Genomic DNA, 21019 nt, shown 5'->3' with positions numbered 1-21019 from the left:
GTGTTAGTCTAATTTCATTCAGGAGGTAAATGCCATGGAAGAAATTAAATGCACAAGGGAAGATATTGAAAAATCTGCAGAATGGTTTTTCAAATTCTGGATGTTTTATGACATGACAGAAAAGGGAATGATTTCTGAGGATAAGGCCGGTACATTTTATGAACAGGAGACTGAGAAGCTGACAGACCTACAGCAACATTTATTGGATATTATGATGGAGTCCATGAAAAACAGTATGAAATAATTATCAAAAGTGCGTTTCAAGAAAAAAGAGGGGGAGTTCCGTCTTTTTCAACAGAAAATAATATTATGAGCCTTTTAGGTGACATTTTTGATGCAGATTTGCAGCATTTGGTCTAAAGAGTTGACTAGATGCTGCTTTTTTGATGTAAAAACGCAGCAAAATCAAGGCTTAGAGCTGTCCGTTAAAACTACAATGTCATGAGTAGAATATAAAATAGAGAAAGAGTTGTGTGGTAACCGAGGAGGTTAATGATGTTTATGAAACGACTTATATATTGGATACAAAAAAAGAAGAGAATCGAAAAAAGAAGTTGCGGGCAGTGCTGTTTGAATTGTCCATATTTTGGGGATTGTATTGATGATGGTAAGTTTTAGGAAGTCGAGGTAGAGAAATGAAGTATGTAGTTGTTGATTTGGAAGTAGATGTGTCAGGTGCCAAAGTTTTCATGGGATTAGGGAAAGCCATTAAGAAATGAGACTATCCAGATTGGTGCTGTACTTGTAGATGAGAATTATGAGATAGCTTCAACATTTTAATACTTATGTTAAGCCTGAACTTGGCTATCTTGATTAGTTTATTTCTAAACTTACTGGAATAACCAGGAAAGATTTGAATAATGCACCATATTTTGAGGAAGCTATCAATTTTTTCATGAATTTGATTCCTGATGATGATGTGAGACTTGCGTACAACCATAATGAGAGTAACAAAGAACATACAATTTACGTTGTTAAAAAAAGCTATAGCTATATAGTGATATTTAGCAAAATTATGTAAGCGGCAATTATGTAAGGCGGAAATAAGAACATAATTAATAAAAAAATTGACTGTGGATTCAAAAATAGATTTTGAAAAGTCGAAATTTGTATTTGGATTTGTCTTGTTATAAGAGTATAATGTAATCTAGGACTATTTATAAGGACCGGGAGGTTCTTCAACAATATGGGTAATCCCCATAAGAGAGGAATTATATGGCTGTATCTTATAACGGATTATGGAAATTATTGATTGACAAGGGTATGAAAAAAATGGATCTTGTCGAGAATGAAAGAATCGGAATTAGTAGTAGCACTCTTGCAAAGATGAGCAGAGGAGAGACTGTGTCCATGAGTATCTTAGAGAAGATATGTATGGAACTTGATTGCGACTTCGGCGATTTGATTCATTACGAGAAAGGTGAATCAAATAAGGGGGAAGTTGAATAATGGCGAACGTAATGGAATGGTATAAGTTCTCACTTGATAATATCAGCGGTTTGATGAAACCTATTATTTTTTGTACTTCGAGTGAAATTGAGGAATTGAGCGAAGCCTATTCCATGAATATTCCTGTTGCGAAAGAATTGCAAAAAAGCGGCAGCTCTATGATGAGAACTATGAAGATGGAGTCAATATTATCAAGTATTATTTCAAAGTTGGGTGATAATCCAATTATCAAAGATATTGATGTGATGTTTAATCCGGATTATCAATTAGATGTGTTGAGAACGCTTATAAATGTTTCTAAGAGAAAAAGCTTTATGGTCGTATGGCCAGGTACTTATAAAGATGGCAAATTGATCTATGCTCAGGAAGGGTATAGTGATTATAAAAGCTTTGATTTAAATGACTATGATATCACGGTTGTGATTTAGGAGGATAGACATAATGAAGTATTCAGAATTAATTAACTTTCAACCAATTGAATCTACTATTCAGTTGATTGAGGCGGGGGAAAAAGAAGCAGCTAAGAAATTGGTGCAGACCTATGTAATGTCAGATACGATGGCAGAAAATATGCAGGCTCCTGTTTTTGATCAGTTGCAGATGGATGAAGTTGTAGACAATAAAGGTGTCTTAGTAGTAGGTAACTATGGTACTGGTAAATCTCACTTGATGTCTGTTATTTCTGCAGTAGCAACAGATGAAGAAAACTTACAGTATCTTCAGAACAAGAATTTTGCAAAAGAACTCGAATGTATTGCTGGTAAATTTGAAGTTCTTCGAATTGAAATTGGTGGCGTAACAATGCCTCTTCGTGAAATGCTTTTTGGATATATCCAGGAAGATTTTCAGAATAGAGGTATTCCATTTGAGATGCCTGATTTTGCAAATGTAAAAGATAATAAGAAAATCATTAAGGATTTCATGGTTAACTTTGAAGAAAAGTATCCGGATAAGGGTTACATGATTGTTGTCGATGAGTTCCTTTCTTACTTAACTTCAAGAGATGAGAGACAGATTGTTCTTGATCTTGAATTCTTCCGTGCACTCGGTGAGATGTGCTCTAAGTCAAAGCTTAGAGTTATCTTTGGTGTACAGGAAAAAATCTTCGATAATCCTAAATTCAGTTTCGTATCAGATACACTCAAGAAGGTAAGTGACAGATTCACACAGCTGATTATTACAAAAGAGGCAACCTCATATGTTGTATCAGAGAGAATTTTAAAGAAGACACCAGAGCAGAAGGCTTGGATTAGAAGTCATCTTGAGAATTTCTCTGAGCTCTATACTGGAATGTCTTCAAGATTGGAAGAATTTGTGGATCTTTATCCTATTCATCCGGAATACATTGATGTGTTCAATAAGATTAGTGTTATTGAGACAAGACATATATTGAAGGATATTTCTTCAACCATTAAGTCAATTTTTAATGAAGAAGTTCCAGAGAATGCGCCTGGTATTTTCTCTTTTGATAGTTGCTGGCTTTCTATCAAGAATAATGGAATGTTCAAATCAGATCCTATGATTTCTAAGGTTGTAAATGCAAGTTCACAGTTGGAAGAAATCATCAACAGATCATTCCCTAAGCCTGCCTACAAGCCTTTGGCTATTAAAATCATCTATGCTCTTAGTGTACATAGACTTACAACTAATGGTCTTGATGTTCAGTACGGTCTGACAGCTGAGAATCTGAAGGATGATCTCTGTCTGTATCTTCAGATGCCAGAGCAGGAAGCTGAATTCTTGCTTTCAATCGTTTCTCAGACCTTGAAAGATATCATGACCACTGTTTCAGGACAGTTCATCATCTATAACGATGCAAACAACCAATACTACATAGATGTAGATAAGATTGTAGATTACGAGGAGAAGATTAAGCAGCGAGCCTCTGTTTTGGCGGAGTCTGAGCTTAATAGATTCTTCTATGACATTGTTTATTCCTGCTTGGAGTGGGATGCAAAACAGTATGTTACCAATTTCAATATCTATGAATATGACTTGAATTGGGATTCTCATAGTATGTTCCGTGAAGGTTATTTGTTCATGGGATTACCGGGAGAAAGAAGCACAGCTCAGCCGGAAAGAGATTTCTATATTCATATTATGCCTCCATACAACGCTGATAGTTCAGCAGTTCAGAATTTGGAAGATGAAGTATATTTGTATTTTAAGTCAACTGACGACTTTAAAGAGTTGCTTGGCTTATTCTCTGCTGCTCAGCTGCAGGCACAGATAAGTGAAGGAAAGGATAGAGAAGCTTATGAGCAGAAATCTGTAATCTACAGAAAGAAGCTTATTAAACATTTAGGTGAAAACAAGAATACTTGCTTTGATGTTGTTTATAAAAAAGAAAAACATCAGTTAATTGAAGTTCTTAAGGGAAGATATAAGCAGGATGAGTCCTTCAAGGACACAATTGATTTAGCAGCTTCTCTTTGTTTTGATGATTATTTTAATCAGAAGTATCCGGAATATCCTGTAATGAAAACTAAGATTACGAGAAGAAATATGGCGGATAATGCACGTGTTGCTTTTGATCATTTTGCAGGAAGAAAGACACAGCAGTCTACAATGATGCTGGAAAGCTTCGGTATTCTTGAGGGAGATAAAATTAAACCGGAGAATTCAAAGTATGCTGCTTATTACATTGATATGGTTAATAAGCTCTCGCCTCAGGGAGTAATTAATTACTCTGATATATTTGAGCCAAAGTTCATGGGAGACTATGCAGATAAGCGTTTTCAGATAGATTTTATTTTCACTCCAATTATCTTCTTGGCAATGGTTTATGGAGGATATGCTGAGATAACTCTGAAAAATAATAAGAAGATTACTGCATCAAATTTGGATCAGATTACAAGTGTTCTTGCTGGAGATTTATATGAATTTAAGTATTTATCACGTCCAGCACAGACATCATTAGCTGAAATCAAAAAGCTTTTTGAAATTGTAGATCTCAATCCTGCAGAATTAGATGGTGATGACAATGCTAAACGTAAAGCTGTTGAAAAACTTTGTGAAAAAGCCCAGGAATTAAGTAATACGGCAGTTATTGAAAAACAGAAGTTGAGCAATGGCTTTGAATTATGGAATGAGCCACTGGTTAATTCTGCTGTTGCAAGTGAGATGTTAGCTGCTTGCGAGGCTATTAAAGAAGAATTCAGTAACTACGGAGCGAAGTATAATACTCCTGCAAAGCTTAACAACTTTAGTTTATCGATGGAGGATATAGCTAAACTCGAAAAACAAGTACTTTTGATTAAGGCAATACAGGAATATGTAACCTTCAAGTCAGAGTGTTTAGAAACAGTTACCTATATTGCTAATATTGAAATGATGGATCTTGGTGCTGATTTTAAATCAAAGATTGAAAGTGCCAAGAAAGATTTTAGAGACATAAGAGATAATATAATCGATGGTACAGCTGGAGATGCTTCAGCAAGATTAGTTGAAGATAAACTTTCCACTATTAAAGAGGCCTATATTGAGCTTTATATGGATGAGCATAAGAAAAAGAGACTTGACATTAAAGATGCTCAGCGTAGGGGACAGATTCTGGAAAGCAAGGAATTGGGAAATCTTAAAAAACTTAGAAGCATCGAGATCCTTTCTACTGCGAAGCTTAGTAGCATAGAGCAGAAGCTTTCTTCTCTTAAGATATGCTATGACCTTAAGAAAGAAGATATAAAATCTACGCCAGTATGTCCTCACTGTAGTTTGAGATTGGATGATGATGCGCCTAATGTATTTGGGCAGTTAGATAATATAGAAAATCAGATTGATGATTTGCTAAAGGAATGGAATAAAACATTGGTTGATACATTGTCTGATCCTTTAGTGGCAAGTTCAAAAGATTATTTAAGCCCAGATCAGAAGAAGATAATTGACGAGCTTGTTAATTCTGAAAGTCTTCCTGAAAAGGTAGATGATTTCTTTGTTAAGAGTATTGAAGCTTTACTACAGGGATTTGAACCGGTTGTAGTTGACGCTGATGAACTTATTCAAAGATTGGAGGCATTACCTCCAATGGATGAGAATAGTTTTAAGCAGAATTTTGATGAATTAGTAAAGAACTACACAAAGGGAAAAGATGCAAGTAAGTTGAGGATAGTAGTTAAGCGTAAGTAAGGAGTAAATATGGAGAAGAGAAAACTTACAAAAGAAGATTTAGATAAATTAAGAGATATAGAGGGTTTTCCTATTGCCGAAGATGAAGACATAATTGCGCTTTCTGATGCACCAAACTACACTGCTTGTCCAAATCCTTTTATTGAAGATTTCTTGGCTGAAAATGGGACTGAATATGATGAGACAATGGATGATTATCATAGGGAACCTTTTGCATCAGATGTGGCAGAGGGTAAAAGTGATCAAATTTATAACATCCATAGTTATCATACAAAGGTTCCGCCTAGAGCAATAAAAGCTTATATCGAACATTATACAAAACCAGGAGACATTGTTTTGGATTCTTTTTGTGGAACCGGTATGACTGGAGTTGCAGCTAAGATCTGTGATGACAATGGAGTTGGATTATCTGCAAGGCATGCAATATTGACGGATATATCAACAATTGCAGCATTCATCGCTGGAAACTACAATCAATCGATAAGAGAAAAACAAATATCTGATATTGAGAATGTATTAAAGAATTTAAAAGAAAAATGTCACGAATTATATAAAACGAAACATTTGATAGATGATAGAGAAGTGCTTGGTCTTAATGGCGAGCCTATATATGGTGAAATCAATTATATGGTTTGGTCAGATGTTTTTATATGTCCTCATTGTTCGTCGGAATTTGTTTATTATAAAGAAGCTGTTGAAAAAGAAACTAGAAAGTCGTTAAAAGAGTTTCCGTGTCCAAAGTGTGGGTTGATTCTAACTAAGGCAAAGTGTTTAAGAGCTGTTGAAGCAATTGAAGATCCAATTTCGGGATTGCCTATGAATATTACGAAATCTGTTCCTGTCAGAATTAGTTATTCTGTAAATGGTACTCGTTATACAAAAGAACCGGACCAGGAAGATATAGCTAGGGCGCATTCTATTCATGTTGATTATCGAAGACTACCTAATGCTCAAATTAAATTCTTCGAGGGCGACAAAACGCCAGAGATGTTTAGAGGAAATTTGAAATATGTATGGCAGGCCTATAGAAGTAGAACTCTGAATGTAATTCAATCTTTTTTGGATTTAACATCAGATTCTAAAGCTTTATTTCTGTTGACAAGCACCTTACCAAAACTGTCGATACTTAATCGATTTATGCCTGAATATGATGATAAAGAGCATAAGTATAGAGCTTTGGTGGGACCAATGGCAGGGACATTTTATTTGCCACCGTTGTCGGTAGAAAACAATGTAGTTGCACAACTTGAATTCCAATTTAACAAGCTAAAGCGTTTATCATATAAGGATGCAGATACTTTAGTTTCGACTCAGTCTGCTACATGCTTATCACAAATTCCAGATAACTGTGTAGATTATGTTTTTGTTGATCCGCCGTTTGGCGCTAACATTATGTATTCTGAATTGAATATATTAAGTGAGAGCTGGCTGGGCGTACTAACAAATAATGCAGAAGAAGCTATCATGAATAATACACAAAATAAATCATTGGTTGATTACCAAGGATTAATGATAAAGGCGTTTTGCGAATTATACAGAGTATTGAAACCGAATCGCTGGATTACTATAGAGTTTCATAATTCAAAGAATAGTGTTTGGAATGCAATTCAGGAAGCTATAAACAGAGCCGGTTTTGTTATAGCGGATGTTAGAATATTAAACAAAGAGAAAAAGACAATAAATCAGCTAAATGCTAAAGGTACTGTTGATCAAGATTTGGTTATTTCAGCGTATAAACCAAAGGAGTCTCTAAAAAAACAACTAATGCTAGATGCTGGAACAGAAGAATCTGCGTGGGATTTTGTTAGACAACATTTGGAAAAACTGCCTGTAACAGTAACAAAAAATGGAAGAATTGAATTGATTTCTGAAAGACAGGATTACCTTCTTTTTGACAGAATGGTTGCGTATCATATCATGCAAGGAATACCGGTGCCTATAGATGCCACGGATTTTTATCATGGTCTTGATGAAAGATTTTTAAAAAGAGATGGAATGTATTTTTTACCTGATCAAGTCAATGAATATGATACAGCAAGAATAAAAATGGATGTTGAGCCAGTACAATTATCATTTGTCGTAACTAATGAAAAAACAGCCATTGGTTGGTTATATCAGCAATTGGATGTGCCACAAACATACGCTGATATTCAGCCAAGATTTATGAAGGAAGTAAAGACGGTTGATAAATATGAATTGATACCTGAATTATCCGTGATACTTGAGGAAAATTTTTTACAAGATGAGACTGGAAAATGGTATATACCAGATGTCACTAAAGAAGGGGATGTAATAAAACTCCGTGAAAAGAAACTAATCAAGGAGTTTGAAAGCTATACGCAAACAAAAGGAAAGCTAAAACTCTTCAGATCAGAAGCAATTAGAGCAGGTTTTTCTATGTTGTGGAAGGACAAAAACTATCAGGCTATTGTAGATATGGCTCAACGTCTTCCAGACACAACAATCCAGGAAGATCAGAATTTGCTTATGTATTATGACATAAGTTTAAGTCGTATTTAAGAGAAGGTAAGTAGATGAAGAATAGAAATTTAACACGAGCAGATATTGATGCAGTGAGAAAATATGAAGGATTTCCAAAGGCTACAGACGAGGATATTATTAATCTTTCTGAAGCTCCTTATTATACTGCATGTCCGAACCCTTTTATTGAGGAGTTTCTTTCAGAATATGGTCATAAATATGATGAAGACAATGATTCATATCAAAAAGAACCTTTTGCAGCAGATGTGAGCGAGGGTAAAAACGACCCAATCTATATGGCGCATACGTACCATACTAAAGTTCCTTATAAGGCAATAATGCGATATATTCTGCATTACACAAAACCTGGAGACATAGTATTCGATGGATTTTGTGGAACTGGTATGACGGGTGTAGCAGCTCATAGATGTGGAAATGAGAAGGAAGTTTTTGAATTATCACCTTCGGAAAGAAATAATAGCGGCGAAAGATACGCTATACTAAATGATATTTCTCCAGCGGCTACATTTATAGCAAATGGATATAATTCGCCTTTTTCCATGAAAGAATTTCATGATGAATTCAATGAAATTATGGAAGATGTCAAACGAGAATGTGATTATTTGTACACAACTAAACATGAGGATAGTTTTGGCTTCTTAGATAATCAATATGGAACGATAAACTATACAATTTGGTCAGATGTTTTTATTTGCCCGCATTGTGGTAAAGAAATAGTTTTTTGGGATGCAGCTGTAGACCTCGAAGCAAAAAAAATAAATGATGAATTCGCGTGTCCTAATTGTGGTATGGAATTAAAAAAAGCGACATGTGATAGGGCAATAGAAAAAATATTGGATTCCACAGGTGAGGTTATTAATTTTGGAAAACAAGTACCAGTCCAGATTAATTATACTTTTGGTGGAAAAAGATATAATAAGCGTCCAGATGATGAAGATTTAAAAATGATTAATAACTTAACATATTCAAGTATAAATGGATGGTTTCCTCAGAATAGAATGTGTGAAGGTAGTGAGGGAAGAAGAAATGATATAAGCGGCATTACGCATACGCATCATTTTATGACACCAAGAAATTTGATGATTTTTTCTCGAATTTTCAATCATCCCAAAATGCGTTTAAGTAGAATTGTGTTTACTAGTATCATGATGAATTGCACTAAAACGTATAGATATAGAACTAATGGAAAAGGTGGAGCTTTATCTGGAACTTTATATATTCCATCTTTATACCAGGAAAACAATATTTTTGATGCTGCAATTCGAAAGTTTAAGGATTTTGCATTAAGAGATAATGGTTCAGGGACTATTATTTCATGCGGTAGTGCAACGCAGTTGCCTATTCCAGATAACTCAGTGGATTATATATTCACAGATCCTCCATTTGGTAGCAATTTAAATTATTCGGAGCTTAGCTATGTATGGGAGTCATGGCTTAAGGTAATGACTAATCAAGACAAAGAAGCCATTATAAATGCCGCTCAGAATAAGGGATTGCCTGAATATCAAAACCTTATGACAAAGTGTTTTTCTGAATTCTTTAGAGTATTAAAACCAAACAGATGGATAACTATTGAGTTCCATAATTCTAAAAACTCCGTTTGGAATGCAATTCAGGAAGCTATTCAGAGAGCAGGATTTGTAATTGCGGATGTGCGAACATTAAATAAGCAGCAAAGTAGTTACAAACAGTTAATGAGTCAAGGTGCAGTTAAACAGGATTTGGTTATATCTGCTTATAAACCAAAGAAGAGCTTTACAGACAACTTATTGTTAGATGCTGGTACCGAAGAGACTGCGTGGTCATTTGTACGGCAGCATTTAGCAAATTTACCTGTAATAGTCGATTCAGACGGCAATGGGAAGATTGATATTATTGATGAGCGACAAGCGTATCTTCTCTTTGATAGAATGGTGGCTTATCACATTATGAAAGGAATTCCAATTCCTATGGATGCGCATGAGTTCTATGTTGGGCTTGGAGAACATTTTATTGAACGTGATTCAATGTATTTTTTAGCGGATCAGGTTAATGAATATGATACAGCAAGAATAAAAATGGATGTTGAACCAGTGCAATTATCGTTTGTTGTAACAAATGAAAAAACTGCAATAGGATGGCTGTATCAACAATTAAATGAGCCACAAGCTTACGCAGATATTCAGCCTAAGTTTATGAGAGAAGTAAAATCTGTGGATAAATACGAAGCAATACCTGAATTGGCAGAATTACTTGAGGAGAATTTTTTACAAGATGATTCTGGAAAGTGGTATATACCTGATATAACAAAAGAAGGTGACCTTTCTAAGCTTCGTGAGAAAAAGCTTATAAAAGAGTTTGAGGGATATATGCAAACAAAAGGAAAGCTAAAACTATTTAGATCAGAAGCAATTAGAGCAGGCTTTTCTATGTTGTGGAAGGACAAAAACTATCAGGCTATTGTAGATATGGCTCAACGTCTTCCAGACACAACAATCCAGGAAGATCAGAATTTGCTTATGTACTATGACATAAGCTTGAGTCGAATTTAATTTTAGTTAGGTATGGTGAATATATGCTAGAAATAGGCAGTTATGCGTATGACAAGGAAAACGGACAAAATGTGATGGTTCTAGAATGCATTGACCTTTGGGGATACATTTCTTACAAGGTATTTGATGCAGCATCTGGCACTGTATATAAGGTTTGCGAAGACAGATTAGTTGCAGATTCTGACAACAGTAGATGTGATGAAAACTATCTCCGTTTTATAACAACGCTTTCAAAAATTAAGAATGAGATGTCAGATGGATTACTAACTCCTATTTCTAGTGGAATTATTCCATTGCCGCATCAGCTTCATGCTTTAAAAAAGGCACTTCGTACAAATCAGGTACGTTATATTTTGGCCGATGAAGTAGGTCTTGGTAAGACTATTGAAGCCGGAATGATAATAGAAGAGTTGAAAGCTCGTGGTCTAGTAAAACGAGTATTGGTGGTATGTCCTACAGGTCTTGTTACTCAGTGGTCTATAGAAATGCGTGAAAAGTTTCATGAGCATTTTCAGGTTATTTTGCCTTCTGACTATGACATTATTCGTAGGCTAACAAATTCAAAGGATGTATACGGAACCTTTGATTATGTAATATCACCAATGGATTCTATAAAACCAATAGAACGTCATGCCGGATGGAGTGATGAGAAAGTTGAAGCCTACAATCAGGAGCGTATCTATTCAATTATTAATAGTGGATGGGATTTGATTATCATTGATGAGGCTCATAAGATTGCTGGTTCATCAAGTGAAGTGGCGAGATATAAGCTTGGACAACTATTGTCAGAAGCAAGTCCGTATTTACTCCTTTTATCGGCAACACCTCATAATGGAAAGACTGAACCGTTTTTACGCTTGATTAGATTACTGGAAAGAGATGCATTTCCTAATGCTGATTCTGTAGTGAGAGAACAGGTTGAACCTTTCCTGATAAGAACAGAAAAGAGAGATGCGATTGATAATCAGGGTGAAAAGTTATTCAAGAACAGAATAACTCATCTAGTTTCCTTGGAATGGGATGAGCGCCATTCTTTACAGAAAGAGCTTTATGAACAGGTTAGTGAGTATGTATCAAAGACCTATGGTAAAGCTGTTAAAAATAGAAAGAAGAATATGTGCCTTATTTTTCTACTGATTATCATGCAGAGAATGGTCACAAGTAGTACAGCTGCTATTCAGGAAAGTCTTAAACGAAGACTTGATGTGCTTTTGAATCAAGAAACTAAGGCAAGTAATTTATCCTTGGAAGAGTTGGATGAGATTAACATTGAAGATAACGTTGAGGATGCTTTAGAGGCTCTTTCTGTGAATTCTTCAGAAGAAATAGAGGAATTACAAAAGATAATTGCTACAGCAAGACAGGCTATGTTTCAGTATCCGGATGTTAAGGTTGAGAAGCTGGTAGAACTGATTGATAGCCTTAGAAGTGAGGATACAGACCAAAAGGTAATCATCTTTACGGAGTTTGTTGAAACAGTTAGATATATTAAGGAGTACCTTGAAAAGCAAGGATATAGAGTTTCTACACTGAATGGTAGCATGAGCATTGATGAAAGAAATGAAGCTATACGTGAGTTTAAAGAAGACTCAGATGTTTTTATTTCTACAGATGCCGGTGGAGAAGGTTTGAACCTGCAGTTTGCTAACATTCTAATCAATTATGATATGCCTTGGAATCCTATGCGTGTTGAACAGAGATGTGGACGTGTGGATCGTATTGGTCAGGAAAAGGATGTTCATATTTACAATTTTATCCTTGAGGGGACTGTAGAAAAACGTGTGCGTGAGGTTATTGAAGAAAAGCTTTCTGTAATTCTAGAGGAAATGGGAATAGATAAATATTCTGATGTCCTTGATAGCGAAGTAGCTGAATATGATTTTACAGACGTGTATATCAAGTCAATTGAGAAGCCATACAATATTGAAAAGAATCTGAGCTCTGTAACAATGGAAATGAAGGACCAGATGAAGAATGTTAAGAGTTATAGGGATGTTCTCTGTGAGGAGAAGAATTTATCAGAATTGGTGGGGATAGAATCTAATTTCGATATCAATGACGCACTGAGAATGATGTATACCTATTATCAGCATTGGAATGGCAGAGAAGTTCAGTTGTTAAGCGATATGAGCGTTCAAAATCCTCAGTTTAAGGAAATGCTAAATGGAGAGTACTTACAGGCAAAAAATGACAAATTACTAAGTGTATCAATTGAGAACTTTCCTAATGAGGCTGGTTATTTTATGTTGTGGAGTCTCTCAGTTGCGGAGGATGAAAGTGCTGTAAAAATTCTGCCGGTATTTGTAAACAGCGATTTTGTATTACGGCCTATAGCTGGAAAAAGGATAATGGATGTATTTTTAGATGCAAACTCAAAGATTAGTTGCCAGGAATCTTTACCATTATCGGATGACCAATATGAAAAGCTTTGTGAGATTACCACAACCTATGCTTATGATACCTTTGTAGAAATAAGGGATAAGTATGTTGGCAAAGTGAAGGAGAGTCATAACAAGTTTGAGCATGCTTGGAATCTAAGAAAAGAAGCTGCTGAAAGCATTGGTATAGACAATATTAAGAATGCAAGATTGAAGAAGCTGGAAGAAGAAAAGAACGTGATGGAATCAGAATTTAAGCGTGAAAAGGTAATCTATCCTGAATTAAAGCTGATTCTGTTGGCGAAGCTGGAGGCTTAATGATAGAGAAGTATATAGTGGATGAGTCACCTGCGACCTATGCCGACAAGGTTCTTGTTGTAGATGATGAAAAACTAAGAGAAAAATATAATATTGCGGATGAGTTTGAGCAAAGAGGTCATAAGGCTGTTGAATATAAAAATGATCTGGAATTTCGTGTAGAGCATGAATCTGAAATCAAAGCTGAAGGTAATAAGATAGCTGTTTTTGCGGAAAGTAACCAGTATATTCCCTATGACCTTCTGCGTAGAATGACTTCTTATCAAATTAGTATGAGTAAACTTTTTCCAAGTATATATGGAGAAATACCTGGAAGAGAAAGAGATTTAAATCTTATCATCAATGCTTATACTAGTAGTTTTGTGAAGAATTTAAATGATAAAGAAGTACAGGAGTTTTTTGATAATAAAGTATATTCAGAAGAGAATATAAAAGCTTATATAGATCATCTTTGGAGTGAGATTCAACGAGTAGTTTCGGATAATCCTGATTATGAAGATTGGCTTTATATTGCGGACCAGAAAGCTGAAATAGATGTACTTTGTAGTAGGTTTGGATTAGGAAAGGATACCTCTGAATTAAATGAACAGTTTAAAGAATATATTCTTAAGGAATATGGAAAGCTTTCTTCTAAAATAGGAAAGAATGCACCTACTTTGGTCAGTGGAACCTTGGAATATATGCATGAAAACAGTGAGAGATTTGTTCTCGTTGTAATGGATGGAATGTCTGAATTTGACTGGAATATAATCTCGGAATCATTTACAGATTTAAAGTATCAGAAGGCATCAACAATGGCTATGATTCCGACAACAACTTCCGTATCAAGACAGTGTTTGTTGAGTGGAAAACTTCCAAGCCAATTGATTGATCCTTGGAAACAAGCTAACGAAAAGAAAGAATTTGTAGAAGCAGCAAGAAATCTTGGTTATACAGAAACAGAGATAGGATATGAGCGCGGCTATGATGCAGAGTTTTCAAGTTTCGTAAAATGTGGAGCTGTTATTATTCTTGATTGTGATGAAATGCTGCATGCTCAGAAACAGGGGAAAAAAGGCATGTATCAGGACATGAAGCTCCTTTCTGAGAGCAAAAAGCTAGTGAATCTTGTTAGACGAATGCTTAAAGCTGGCTTTGATATTTATATTTCTGCAGATCATGGAGATACAGCTTGTACAGGTATTGGAAAAATTACCGGTGCTGGCGTTGAGTTAGAAACTAAGAGTAAAAGAATGCTGGTATTGAAAGATTTTGCTGTAAAAGATTCTTTAAAAGGGAAAGATAATCTTATTGAGTATCCTAAGTATTATCTTCCAAAGGAATTTGATTATATGATTTGTGAAACAGGCGTTTCTTTTGATACTAAAGGAGAAAAAGTCCTGACTCATGGAGGAATTACTCTAGATGAAGTGGTAGTTCCATTTATAAAAATAAAGGCGGTAGAAAATAATGGCTAAAATGGTCGGTTTATCAAGAAATTTAAAAGAGCCTTGGTTGAATAAAGTGGCTGAGCTTGCAATCGAGGATTTAACTGAAGATGAAGTTAAAAATCAGTTGAATGAGTATCTGGGATTTGAGATAGGTAGCCCAACAAATCTTAGAAAGACCAGAGAAATTTTGATGAATATCTGGATCTATGAGAATGAATATTCTAAAGAGCTTTTTGCAGAAGCGAAGAAGCTCTATAAGAATTATCCAGATTATACTTTAGAGATACATTGGTGCTTGCTTTTGGCTGCATATCCTGTTTTTGGTGATGTATGTAGACTTATTGGTAAAATGTCAGAGTTTCAGGATGAGATTACTTTAGCACAGCTTAAGCAAAAAATCTTTGATGAATGGGGTGAGCGTACTACTTTATTTCATTCTATTGATAAGCTCGTTGCAACACTTAAGGCTTTAGGAGTGCTTACCTGTGATAAGCCAGGAAAATATCATGTGCACAAATTTGAAGTGAAAAATGCTAAGGTAATTTGCTTTATGATGCATACGATGATGAGCATTTCTGATTCAGCATATCATACTGTAGGTAGCTTAAACAATGCAGCTTTATTCTTCCCGTTTAATTATATGGTAGATAAGACAAGTTTGATGGAAGACGATAGCTTTATTTTCAGTAATTTTGGTGGAGAAGCCACTGTTAGTTTGAAGGAGGCTTAATAAATGGCAGATTTTAATTATGAGATTGTAGAAGAAATTGGTGTTTTATCTGAAGGAAGTAATGGCTGGAGAAAAGAGCTTAATAAGGTTTCTTGGAATGGACGTGAGGCAAAGTATGATATTCGCGATTGGGCACCTGGACATGAGAAAATGGGCAAGGGAATAACTTTAAGTGATGAAGAAATACAAGCTTTATACGGCTTATTAGATACTCTTTAATTCTCATATTTGGAGGTATAACAATATGGAACCTTTATATTCCATATTGCTCTGCAATCAATCTTATGCAGAGTATGAAGAAAAAATTAAGAAATGGTTGGAATCTGGCATAAAGGTGATTTGGTTTACACAGGATTCTGAAAAAGTTAAAGCAATAAAAGCTAGTCATAAGGCTTATGCAGATATTTTTTTGTTTCAGGCATATTCTGTGCCTTTTCCAGAAAAGAAGATAATAATTGATGGCGATGATGAAGAAAATTTCGTAGAAAAATATTTGGAGCCGCAATGTCCATTATTTAATTCTGCACAGTATCTTGTTGAACATTGCAAAGCTGATGAGCATATTGTTGTTCAGGCATCTGCTGGAACAGGCAAGACTACTGTAATGATAGATCGAATTCTTTATTTGATGCATACACAGCCTGGGTTGCATTTGCCTGAAATCTATATGATTACGTTTACTAATGATGCCACTAATCAGATGAACAAGAGACTTCAGGATGCGTTGGTAGCTCGTTACGAATTGACGCGTAAAGAGATTTATTTGCGTTGGTTAGAAGAACAATCTCAAATGAACATATCTACAATTCATAGCTTCGCGTATCAGATGCTCAGGGAATATGGAATTGGTGAGGGATTTACAAAAAATCTTAACATTCGCAGCTACAAGTATGAAAAAGCTGAGATAATAAAAAATGCTCTTGATGGAAAATTGGATGACACAATGTCTATCAAAGGACAATTAGGAATACCATTTTATAGAGCAAATGGGTTATTAACACAGTATTGGTCTAGATTTCTACAGTTAGGAGTTTCTCATTCGGATATGGAGCATATGGATTGGGGAACGCCAGCGGACAAAGCCTCTGCTGCTTTTCATAAGGCAGTTACGGAAATTATACCGAAATTGGATGATGAATATTTTGATATAAAAAGAAAAAATGAAGGTGTTGGTTTAGATGATATTATGCGTGACCTTCAAGAAGTACTCAAGTCAGAATATCTTCCAAGTCCAGATATTTCTATGAAATATTTGTTTATTGATGAGTTCCAGGATTCTGACTTATCACAGATCATGGTTGCATGTTATTTAGTAAAACTACTAGGTGCAACGCTGTTTGTCGTGGGCGATGTTAAACAAAGTATTTATCGATTTAGAGGAGCTAACGAGCAGGCTTTTGATATTCTTCGAAGATATATGTTCGAGAATAAGATAAAGGATGCAGTAAACTTTGAACTAGTGAATAACTACCGTACCTCGGCATCTGTTTTGCGCAAGATGGATCAATACTTTAGAGCTTGGGGAAAAGAAGGATATTTACAATATGATAAGGCTGTAATACCTTTCAATCAAAAGGCAGGCATTTGTAAAATGCTTTTGGTTGATGATGAGACGGACGATTTTAGAAATAAGTTTGCCGACTTAGTAAGTCAAAGATTAAATGATTTGGAACGTCGTGTAGAGGATAAAGAGGTTCCTAAGTCAGAGAAAACAAGAGTTGTTTTGCTTACTAGAACTCATAAAGAAGTATCAATGTGTGCATCGCTCTTGCGACGTAATAAGATTCCCGCTTCAGTGAGAGAAGATGGAAGTTTCTTTGCAAGTGAGGCCGTTAGAGATTTTTATATTCTGGTTACATCGTTTATGTTTCCTGATGAGCCAAAACATATTTTCAATTATTTATTAACACCATATGCTGGTGACATTGATTCAATGGATGTTAATGCTATGGAGATGCTTCATGGTGATTATGATAATTTGGTAGATTACTTAAACCATTTCCTCGACCAAACTAATTGGAAGCAATACCATAAGGATATGAGATTAAAGCCTGTGCTTTCTGTTTTTAAGGAAATTCTTGATGATGTTTCGGTTATTGATAACTATATCATTAACAGAAAAGCTATTCTTACAGAGCAGGGATGGGAAGAGAAACGATGTAATGCTCAAACTTTTGCTGAAGCAAGACAATATCAAGCAAATCTTGAAAAGCTTATGGAAATCATTCAAAGGAATCTAGGTGGAGAAAAAGTTAGTATCTACGATGTCTACAATTTCTTGAAGCTTAATGTTGCAACAAATCGTTCTGAAAGTGAAGCTGAGGTTCAGTCAGTTGATGATTATACATCAGTGTTAATAATGACTGTACACAAGGCGAAAGGTTTGGAATTTGACACTGTATTTGTTCCTTATACAAAACGTGGTTTAATCATAAATACTGGAACAGAAATATTGGTTGATCCATTAAGAAAAAAGGTTTCTTGGGCTTATAACGGAGACAAGAAAGGAAAAGGCAAAAGATATTTCTATGAAGAAATGCAGAGTAGCTATTATGATGAAATGAGAAAAAAAGAAGATTTAGCAGTTCTTCAGGAAGAAACTAGAATTTTGTATGTTGCAATGACTAGAGCGATAAATCATTTTATTTGCTTTATTCCTAAAAAACATTCGAATCCTTCGTGGGGTTCGTTGTTGGCTGAAGTAGGTGTTGATTATGAGTAGAAGAGTTTATACCTATACTGATTTAACTAAGATAACGGATAATCCTTATTTTGAAGAATTGGCGAAATATCCAATCATCACTGTTTCTGCTGATTTAAGAAAAGGATTTATTGGTTCGGTTGGTATTGAAAGAAAAGACGAAGTTATTTCCTACAGTGGCAAATTAAATATAACTGAATTTAGAAACATTACTACAGGTATTAATAGATTATGGACAAGCGACCAAGCTAAGTTTAATGAGACAATTGTTTTATCGGAGTTTTTAAGAAATAAAACAAATGCGGCTAAAGACGAGAAAGAATTAAATTGGCTTACGGGCTGTAGTAGAAATATTGATTCGTTACTGTCTGCTATTAATTTGCTTGTAGAAGCAGAAATTGAACCAGAGCAACTGAATGGTGAAGGCGACAGAAATTTACAACTATTAATTGAGGCCTGGAAATATCTGGAAAAGAGAGATTCTTCAATTAGTAACTATAAAAAACAAATGGCTAAAATGACTTCCAAAGATGAATGGGAAAAAGTATTCTTGCAGGCATTTAATATTGGTGGATTATCAGAAGCTACAGCAATTGTTTTTCATGGATTCTATTATATTACTCCTATTCAGGAGCATGTAATGAGACTTATGGAAAAGGCCGGTTATGAGCTGATTTACTTTATACCTTACGACGAACGCTTCCCGTTTGCCTATGAAATTTGGGACAAGTATTATTCTGAGGAAAATGGTTATGTTCCTAAATCACAGTGGAAGATTGAAAAATCTGACGAGTACGATGCCTATGGCTTGTTGTTTGAAGGAGAGGAACAGGTTTCAATAGAAAATAATCTTGAGATAAAAGAATACGCAACTGTCATGGAATTTGTAGATGATGTCAAGCGCATTAAATCTGAGGATTTTACAATGTACGCTGCAAATCAGCGCGATGTAAATGAAATGTTGAAGGATTATTTCCCAGATGAATATGGAGAAAGAAAGATTCTTGCCTATCCAATCGGACAATTTATTAGTTCCTTAAACAAAATGTGGGATGAGGAACAACAAACGATATCCCTAGACACAGATAGTCTTATCGATTGTTTTGCTTCAGGTTGGTTATCAGTCAATGGCGTGTCAGGTAAGCAGTATATGCAAGATTTATTGCACCTTATACCATTTTTTAGAGACTGCAACACGATTGAACAGTGGGAGCAAAGAATTGGCAGATTAAAGGAAATAAGAACCGAAGTATTAGAGCCGTTTAATGTTGAACTTGATGTAGATCCAGCTATTTCAAGATGGCAGGAAGCAATAGCGAATCCTTTTGATAATTTTGGAATGTTTTCAGTTGAGCCAGAAAAGCTTGATGTTATATTGGCACTTATTAATCAGTTGCTTGATATGGCTAAGGAGCTGTTTGGAAATAATGGAAATATTAAAGTTAATGAACATCTTGGTAAACTCAATAACATACTAAAAAGAAGCGAAATCTCTAACGAGCTTTATGAAGAAGAACGAGTTATTGTCCAAGATATTTTCGAGAAACTAAATCAGTCTAACAGTTATATAGCGGAGTGTTCTCCTGTTGATATAGCGAGAGCATTAGATTTATTTATTTGTGGAAGATTTGATGATAGTGAGATTGAAACAAGTAGAGTAGGTTTTGTTAGACCATTGTTTTTCGTAGAGGCTGAAGCTGTAAAGAATTATAGTAAAGCACATATCTGTATGTGTGATATAAACACAATCCCAGGTGGAAATAAGGATTATATCTGGCCTTTGACAAAGGGTAAGATTCTAGAATGTTACGAAAAAACAAAGAATCCGTTGATATCAAACATGATTCAGATTATGGATGCTACAGTTTTATGTAATCGCTACTTTATGTATGCCGCATTAAAGAATAAGTCTGTATGCTTATCTTGGATTAGTGAGATGAGCGAGAAGTTATTGGCACCATCTCCATATCTTAAACTTATAGCTAAAGCTACTGGAATAGAAATTGAACCTTCAACAAGAGATTCTATTACTTTCAATAGAGTATGGCAGACTCCAGAAGGAAAAGGAAAAATAGAAAAATACGATAGGGACAAGGCTCCAAGAGGAATCATTAAGGAAGCGAGAATGGCTTATGCTTTATGTCCTATGAAATATACCATAAGTTATGTTTTGGAAAAGTATCCAACCTATGACTCTGATTTCCAACAAAGTTATGCCTTGAATGCCTTGATTTCTGCAATTTATAACCTTATGAAGGAACAGGGAATGAAGGTTGATGAGGTGTATCGTAATGTGATGGAACTGTTTCCCACCTTACGAAAGAGTGAAAAACGTCAAGTATATGATTACATTTCCTACGATAATGGTGAAAATGATTTTGATTATGGTAATCGAACTCAATGTGGAGGAAAGTATTATACAGATGAACGAATAAAAATCCATTATCCTAATCACTTTGTTAGGGAAGCTACAAAAAATAGATTTGGAAAACTAGTTACTCCTGACGGACGTACTGGTCTTGATTTGTATGAAAAGCTTAAGGCTTCTCCTGAGGAAATGATTGGCGATTTTGATCCTGTTCAATTAGCTTGTAGTTTTTGTCCGCATGTTAGTTATTGCCGTAATGCAATCTACGAGGTGGACCAGGAGAACTATTATGATTAATAAAAATTTTTGGCAGAAGATTGCTGATAACTGGAGTACTGATGATGATGGTATTTCTATTCCTGAAATTGAGGGGGCAGGAATAGAGTTAATTGACCCATCAACAGCATTTTCAGATATTGATTTAGATGAAGTTGATGATATTCTTGCTGATTTAGATTTAGAGGATGATATTTAGAGTATAAATAAT

Annotated in this window: 13 protein-coding genes; all 13 read left to right on the top strand. The window is 35.1% G+C overall.

From position 1 onward, the window contains the following. Nucleotides 1-34 precede the first annotated feature (34 nt). Nucleotides 35-244, top strand: a complete 210-nt coding sequence (locus G611_RS0112565; RefSeq protein ID WP_028243929.1) for a hypothetical protein — start codon at nt 35-37, stop codon at nt 242-244. Between the two features lie 971 nt (nt 245-1215). Further along, nucleotides 1216-1449 carry a helix-turn-helix domain-containing protein gene (locus G611_RS0112550; protein WP_028243928.1) on the top strand — a complete coding sequence of 78 codons (234 nt, stop codon included), beginning with the start codon at nt 1216-1218 and terminating at the stop codon, nt 1447-1449. Further along, nucleotides 1449-1877 (top strand): BREX-3 system P-loop-containing protein BrxF, encoded by a 429-nt coding sequence (gene brxF, locus G611_RS0112545; protein WP_028243927.1) that lies wholly within the window; start codon nt 1449-1451, stop codon nt 1875-1877. Before G611_RS0112550 ends, brxF begins: the two co-directional genes overlap by 1 nt. 13 nt (nt 1878-1890) lie before the next feature. After that, nucleotides 1891-5574: a DUF6079 family protein gene (locus G611_RS0112540; RefSeq protein ID WP_028243926.1), complete on the top strand. Its 3684-nt coding sequence runs from the start codon at nt 1891-1893 to the stop codon at nt 5572-5574. Between the two features lie 9 nt (nt 5575-5583). Further along, on the top strand, nt 5584-8094 hold the full coding sequence (locus G611_RS0112535; RefSeq protein WP_028243925.1) for a DNA methyltransferase: 2511 nt from the start codon (nt 5584-5586) through the stop codon (nt 8092-8094). 14 nt (nt 8095-8108) lie between these two features. Next, nucleotides 8109-10607, top strand: a complete 2499-nt coding sequence (locus G611_RS0112530) for a DNA methyltransferase (protein ID WP_028243924.1) — start codon at nt 8109-8111, stop codon at nt 10605-10607. Nucleotides 10608-10630: 23 nt separating this feature from the next. Then, a complete protein-coding gene (locus tag G611_RS0112525) occupies nt 10631-13303 on the top strand; it encodes a DEAD/DEAH box helicase (protein WP_028243923.1) in 2673 nt (890 codons plus the stop codon). Further along, nucleotides 13303-14760 (top strand): PglZ domain-containing protein, encoded by a 1458-nt coding sequence (locus G611_RS14895; protein ID WP_051195257.1) that lies wholly within the window; start codon nt 13303-13305, stop codon nt 14758-14760. Before G611_RS0112525 ends, G611_RS14895 begins: the two co-directional genes overlap by 1 nt. After that, the gene (locus G611_RS15505) at nt 14753-15463 is read left to right on the top strand and encodes a hypothetical protein (RefSeq protein ID WP_051195256.1); all 711 of its coding nucleotides are present in this window, start codon (nt 14753-14755) and stop codon (nt 15461-15463) included. Before G611_RS14895 ends, G611_RS15505 begins: the two co-directional genes overlap by 8 nt. 3 nt (nt 15464-15466) lie before the next feature. Further along, nucleotides 15467-15682, top strand: coding sequence for a YdbC family protein (locus tag G611_RS0112510; RefSeq protein WP_028243922.1), 216 nt, complete (start codon nt 15467-15469; stop codon nt 15680-15682). 25 nt (nt 15683-15707) lie between these two features. Next, a complete protein-coding gene (locus tag G611_RS0112505) occupies nt 15708-18185 on the top strand; it encodes a UvrD-helicase domain-containing protein (RefSeq protein WP_028243921.1) in 2478 nt (825 codons plus the stop codon). Then, nucleotides 18178-20829: a hypothetical protein gene (locus G611_RS0112500; protein WP_028243920.1), complete on the top strand. Its 2652-nt coding sequence runs from the start codon at nt 18178-18180 to the stop codon at nt 20827-20829. The genes G611_RS0112505 and G611_RS0112500 overlap by 8 nt, the downstream gene beginning before the upstream one ends. Continuing rightward, complete coding sequence (locus G611_RS0112495) at nt 20822-21007, top strand: hypothetical protein (protein ID WP_028243919.1); 186 nt, start codon at nt 20822-20824, stop codon at nt 21005-21007. Before G611_RS0112500 ends, G611_RS0112495 begins: the two co-directional genes overlap by 8 nt. The last annotated feature ends 12 nt before the right edge of the window (nt 21008-21019 follow it).

The organism is Pseudobutyrivibrio ruminis AD2017 (assembly GCF_000424305.1).
In the GTDB taxonomy this organism is placed as follows: Bacteria; Bacillota; Clostridia; order Lachnospirales; family Lachnospiraceae; genus Pseudobutyrivibrio; species Pseudobutyrivibrio ruminis_B.
Note: the sequence above shows the minus strand (reverse complement) of the source record. Positions and strands in the feature narration are given on the sequence as shown.

What these genes read in the sequence shown, in the direction of transcription:
- G611_RS0112540 (WP_028243926.1), top strand. Translation starts at nt 1,891, where the DNA reads ATGAAGTATTCAGAATTAATTAACTTTCAACCAATTGAATCTACTATT.
- G611_RS0112535 (WP_028243925.1), top strand. Translation starts at nt 5,584, where the DNA reads ATGGAGAAGAGAAAACTTACAAAAGAAGATTTAGATAAATTAAGAGAT.
- G611_RS0112565 (WP_028243929.1), top strand. Translation starts at nt 35, where the DNA reads ATGGAAGAAATTAAATGCACAAGGGAAGATATTGAAAAATCTGCAGAA.
- G611_RS0112530 (WP_028243924.1), top strand. Translation starts at nt 8,109, where the DNA reads ATGAAGAATAGAAATTTAACACGAGCAGATATTGATGCAGTGAGAAAA.
- G611_RS0112500 (WP_028243920.1), top strand. Translation starts at nt 18,178, where the DNA reads ATGAGTAGAAGAGTTTATACCTATACTGATTTAACTAAGATAACGGAT.
- G611_RS0112550 (WP_028243928.1), top strand. Translation starts at nt 1,216, where the DNA reads ATGGCTGTATCTTATAACGGATTATGGAAATTATTGATTGACAAGGGT.
- G611_RS0112505 (WP_028243921.1), top strand. Translation starts at nt 15,708, where the DNA reads ATGGAACCTTTATATTCCATATTGCTCTGCAATCAATCTTATGCAGAG.
- G611_RS0112510 (WP_028243922.1), top strand. Translation starts at nt 15,467, where the DNA reads ATGGCAGATTTTAATTATGAGATTGTAGAAGAAATTGGTGTTTTATCT.
- G611_RS14895 (WP_051195257.1), top strand. Translation starts at nt 13,303, where the DNA reads ATGATAGAGAAGTATATAGTGGATGAGTCACCTGCGACCTATGCCGAC.
- G611_RS0112495 (WP_028243919.1), top strand. Translation starts at nt 20,822, where the DNA reads ATGATTAATAAAAATTTTTGGCAGAAGATTGCTGATAACTGGAGTACT.
- G611_RS15505 (WP_051195256.1), top strand. Translation starts at nt 14,753, where the DNA reads ATGGCTAAAATGGTCGGTTTATCAAGAAATTTAAAAGAGCCTTGGTTG.
- G611_RS0112525 (WP_028243923.1), top strand. Translation starts at nt 10,631, where the DNA reads ATGCTAGAAATAGGCAGTTATGCGTATGACAAGGAAAACGGACAAAAT.
- brxF (WP_028243927.1), top strand. Translation starts at nt 1,449, where the DNA reads ATGGCGAACGTAATGGAATGGTATAAGTTCTCACTTGATAATATCAGC.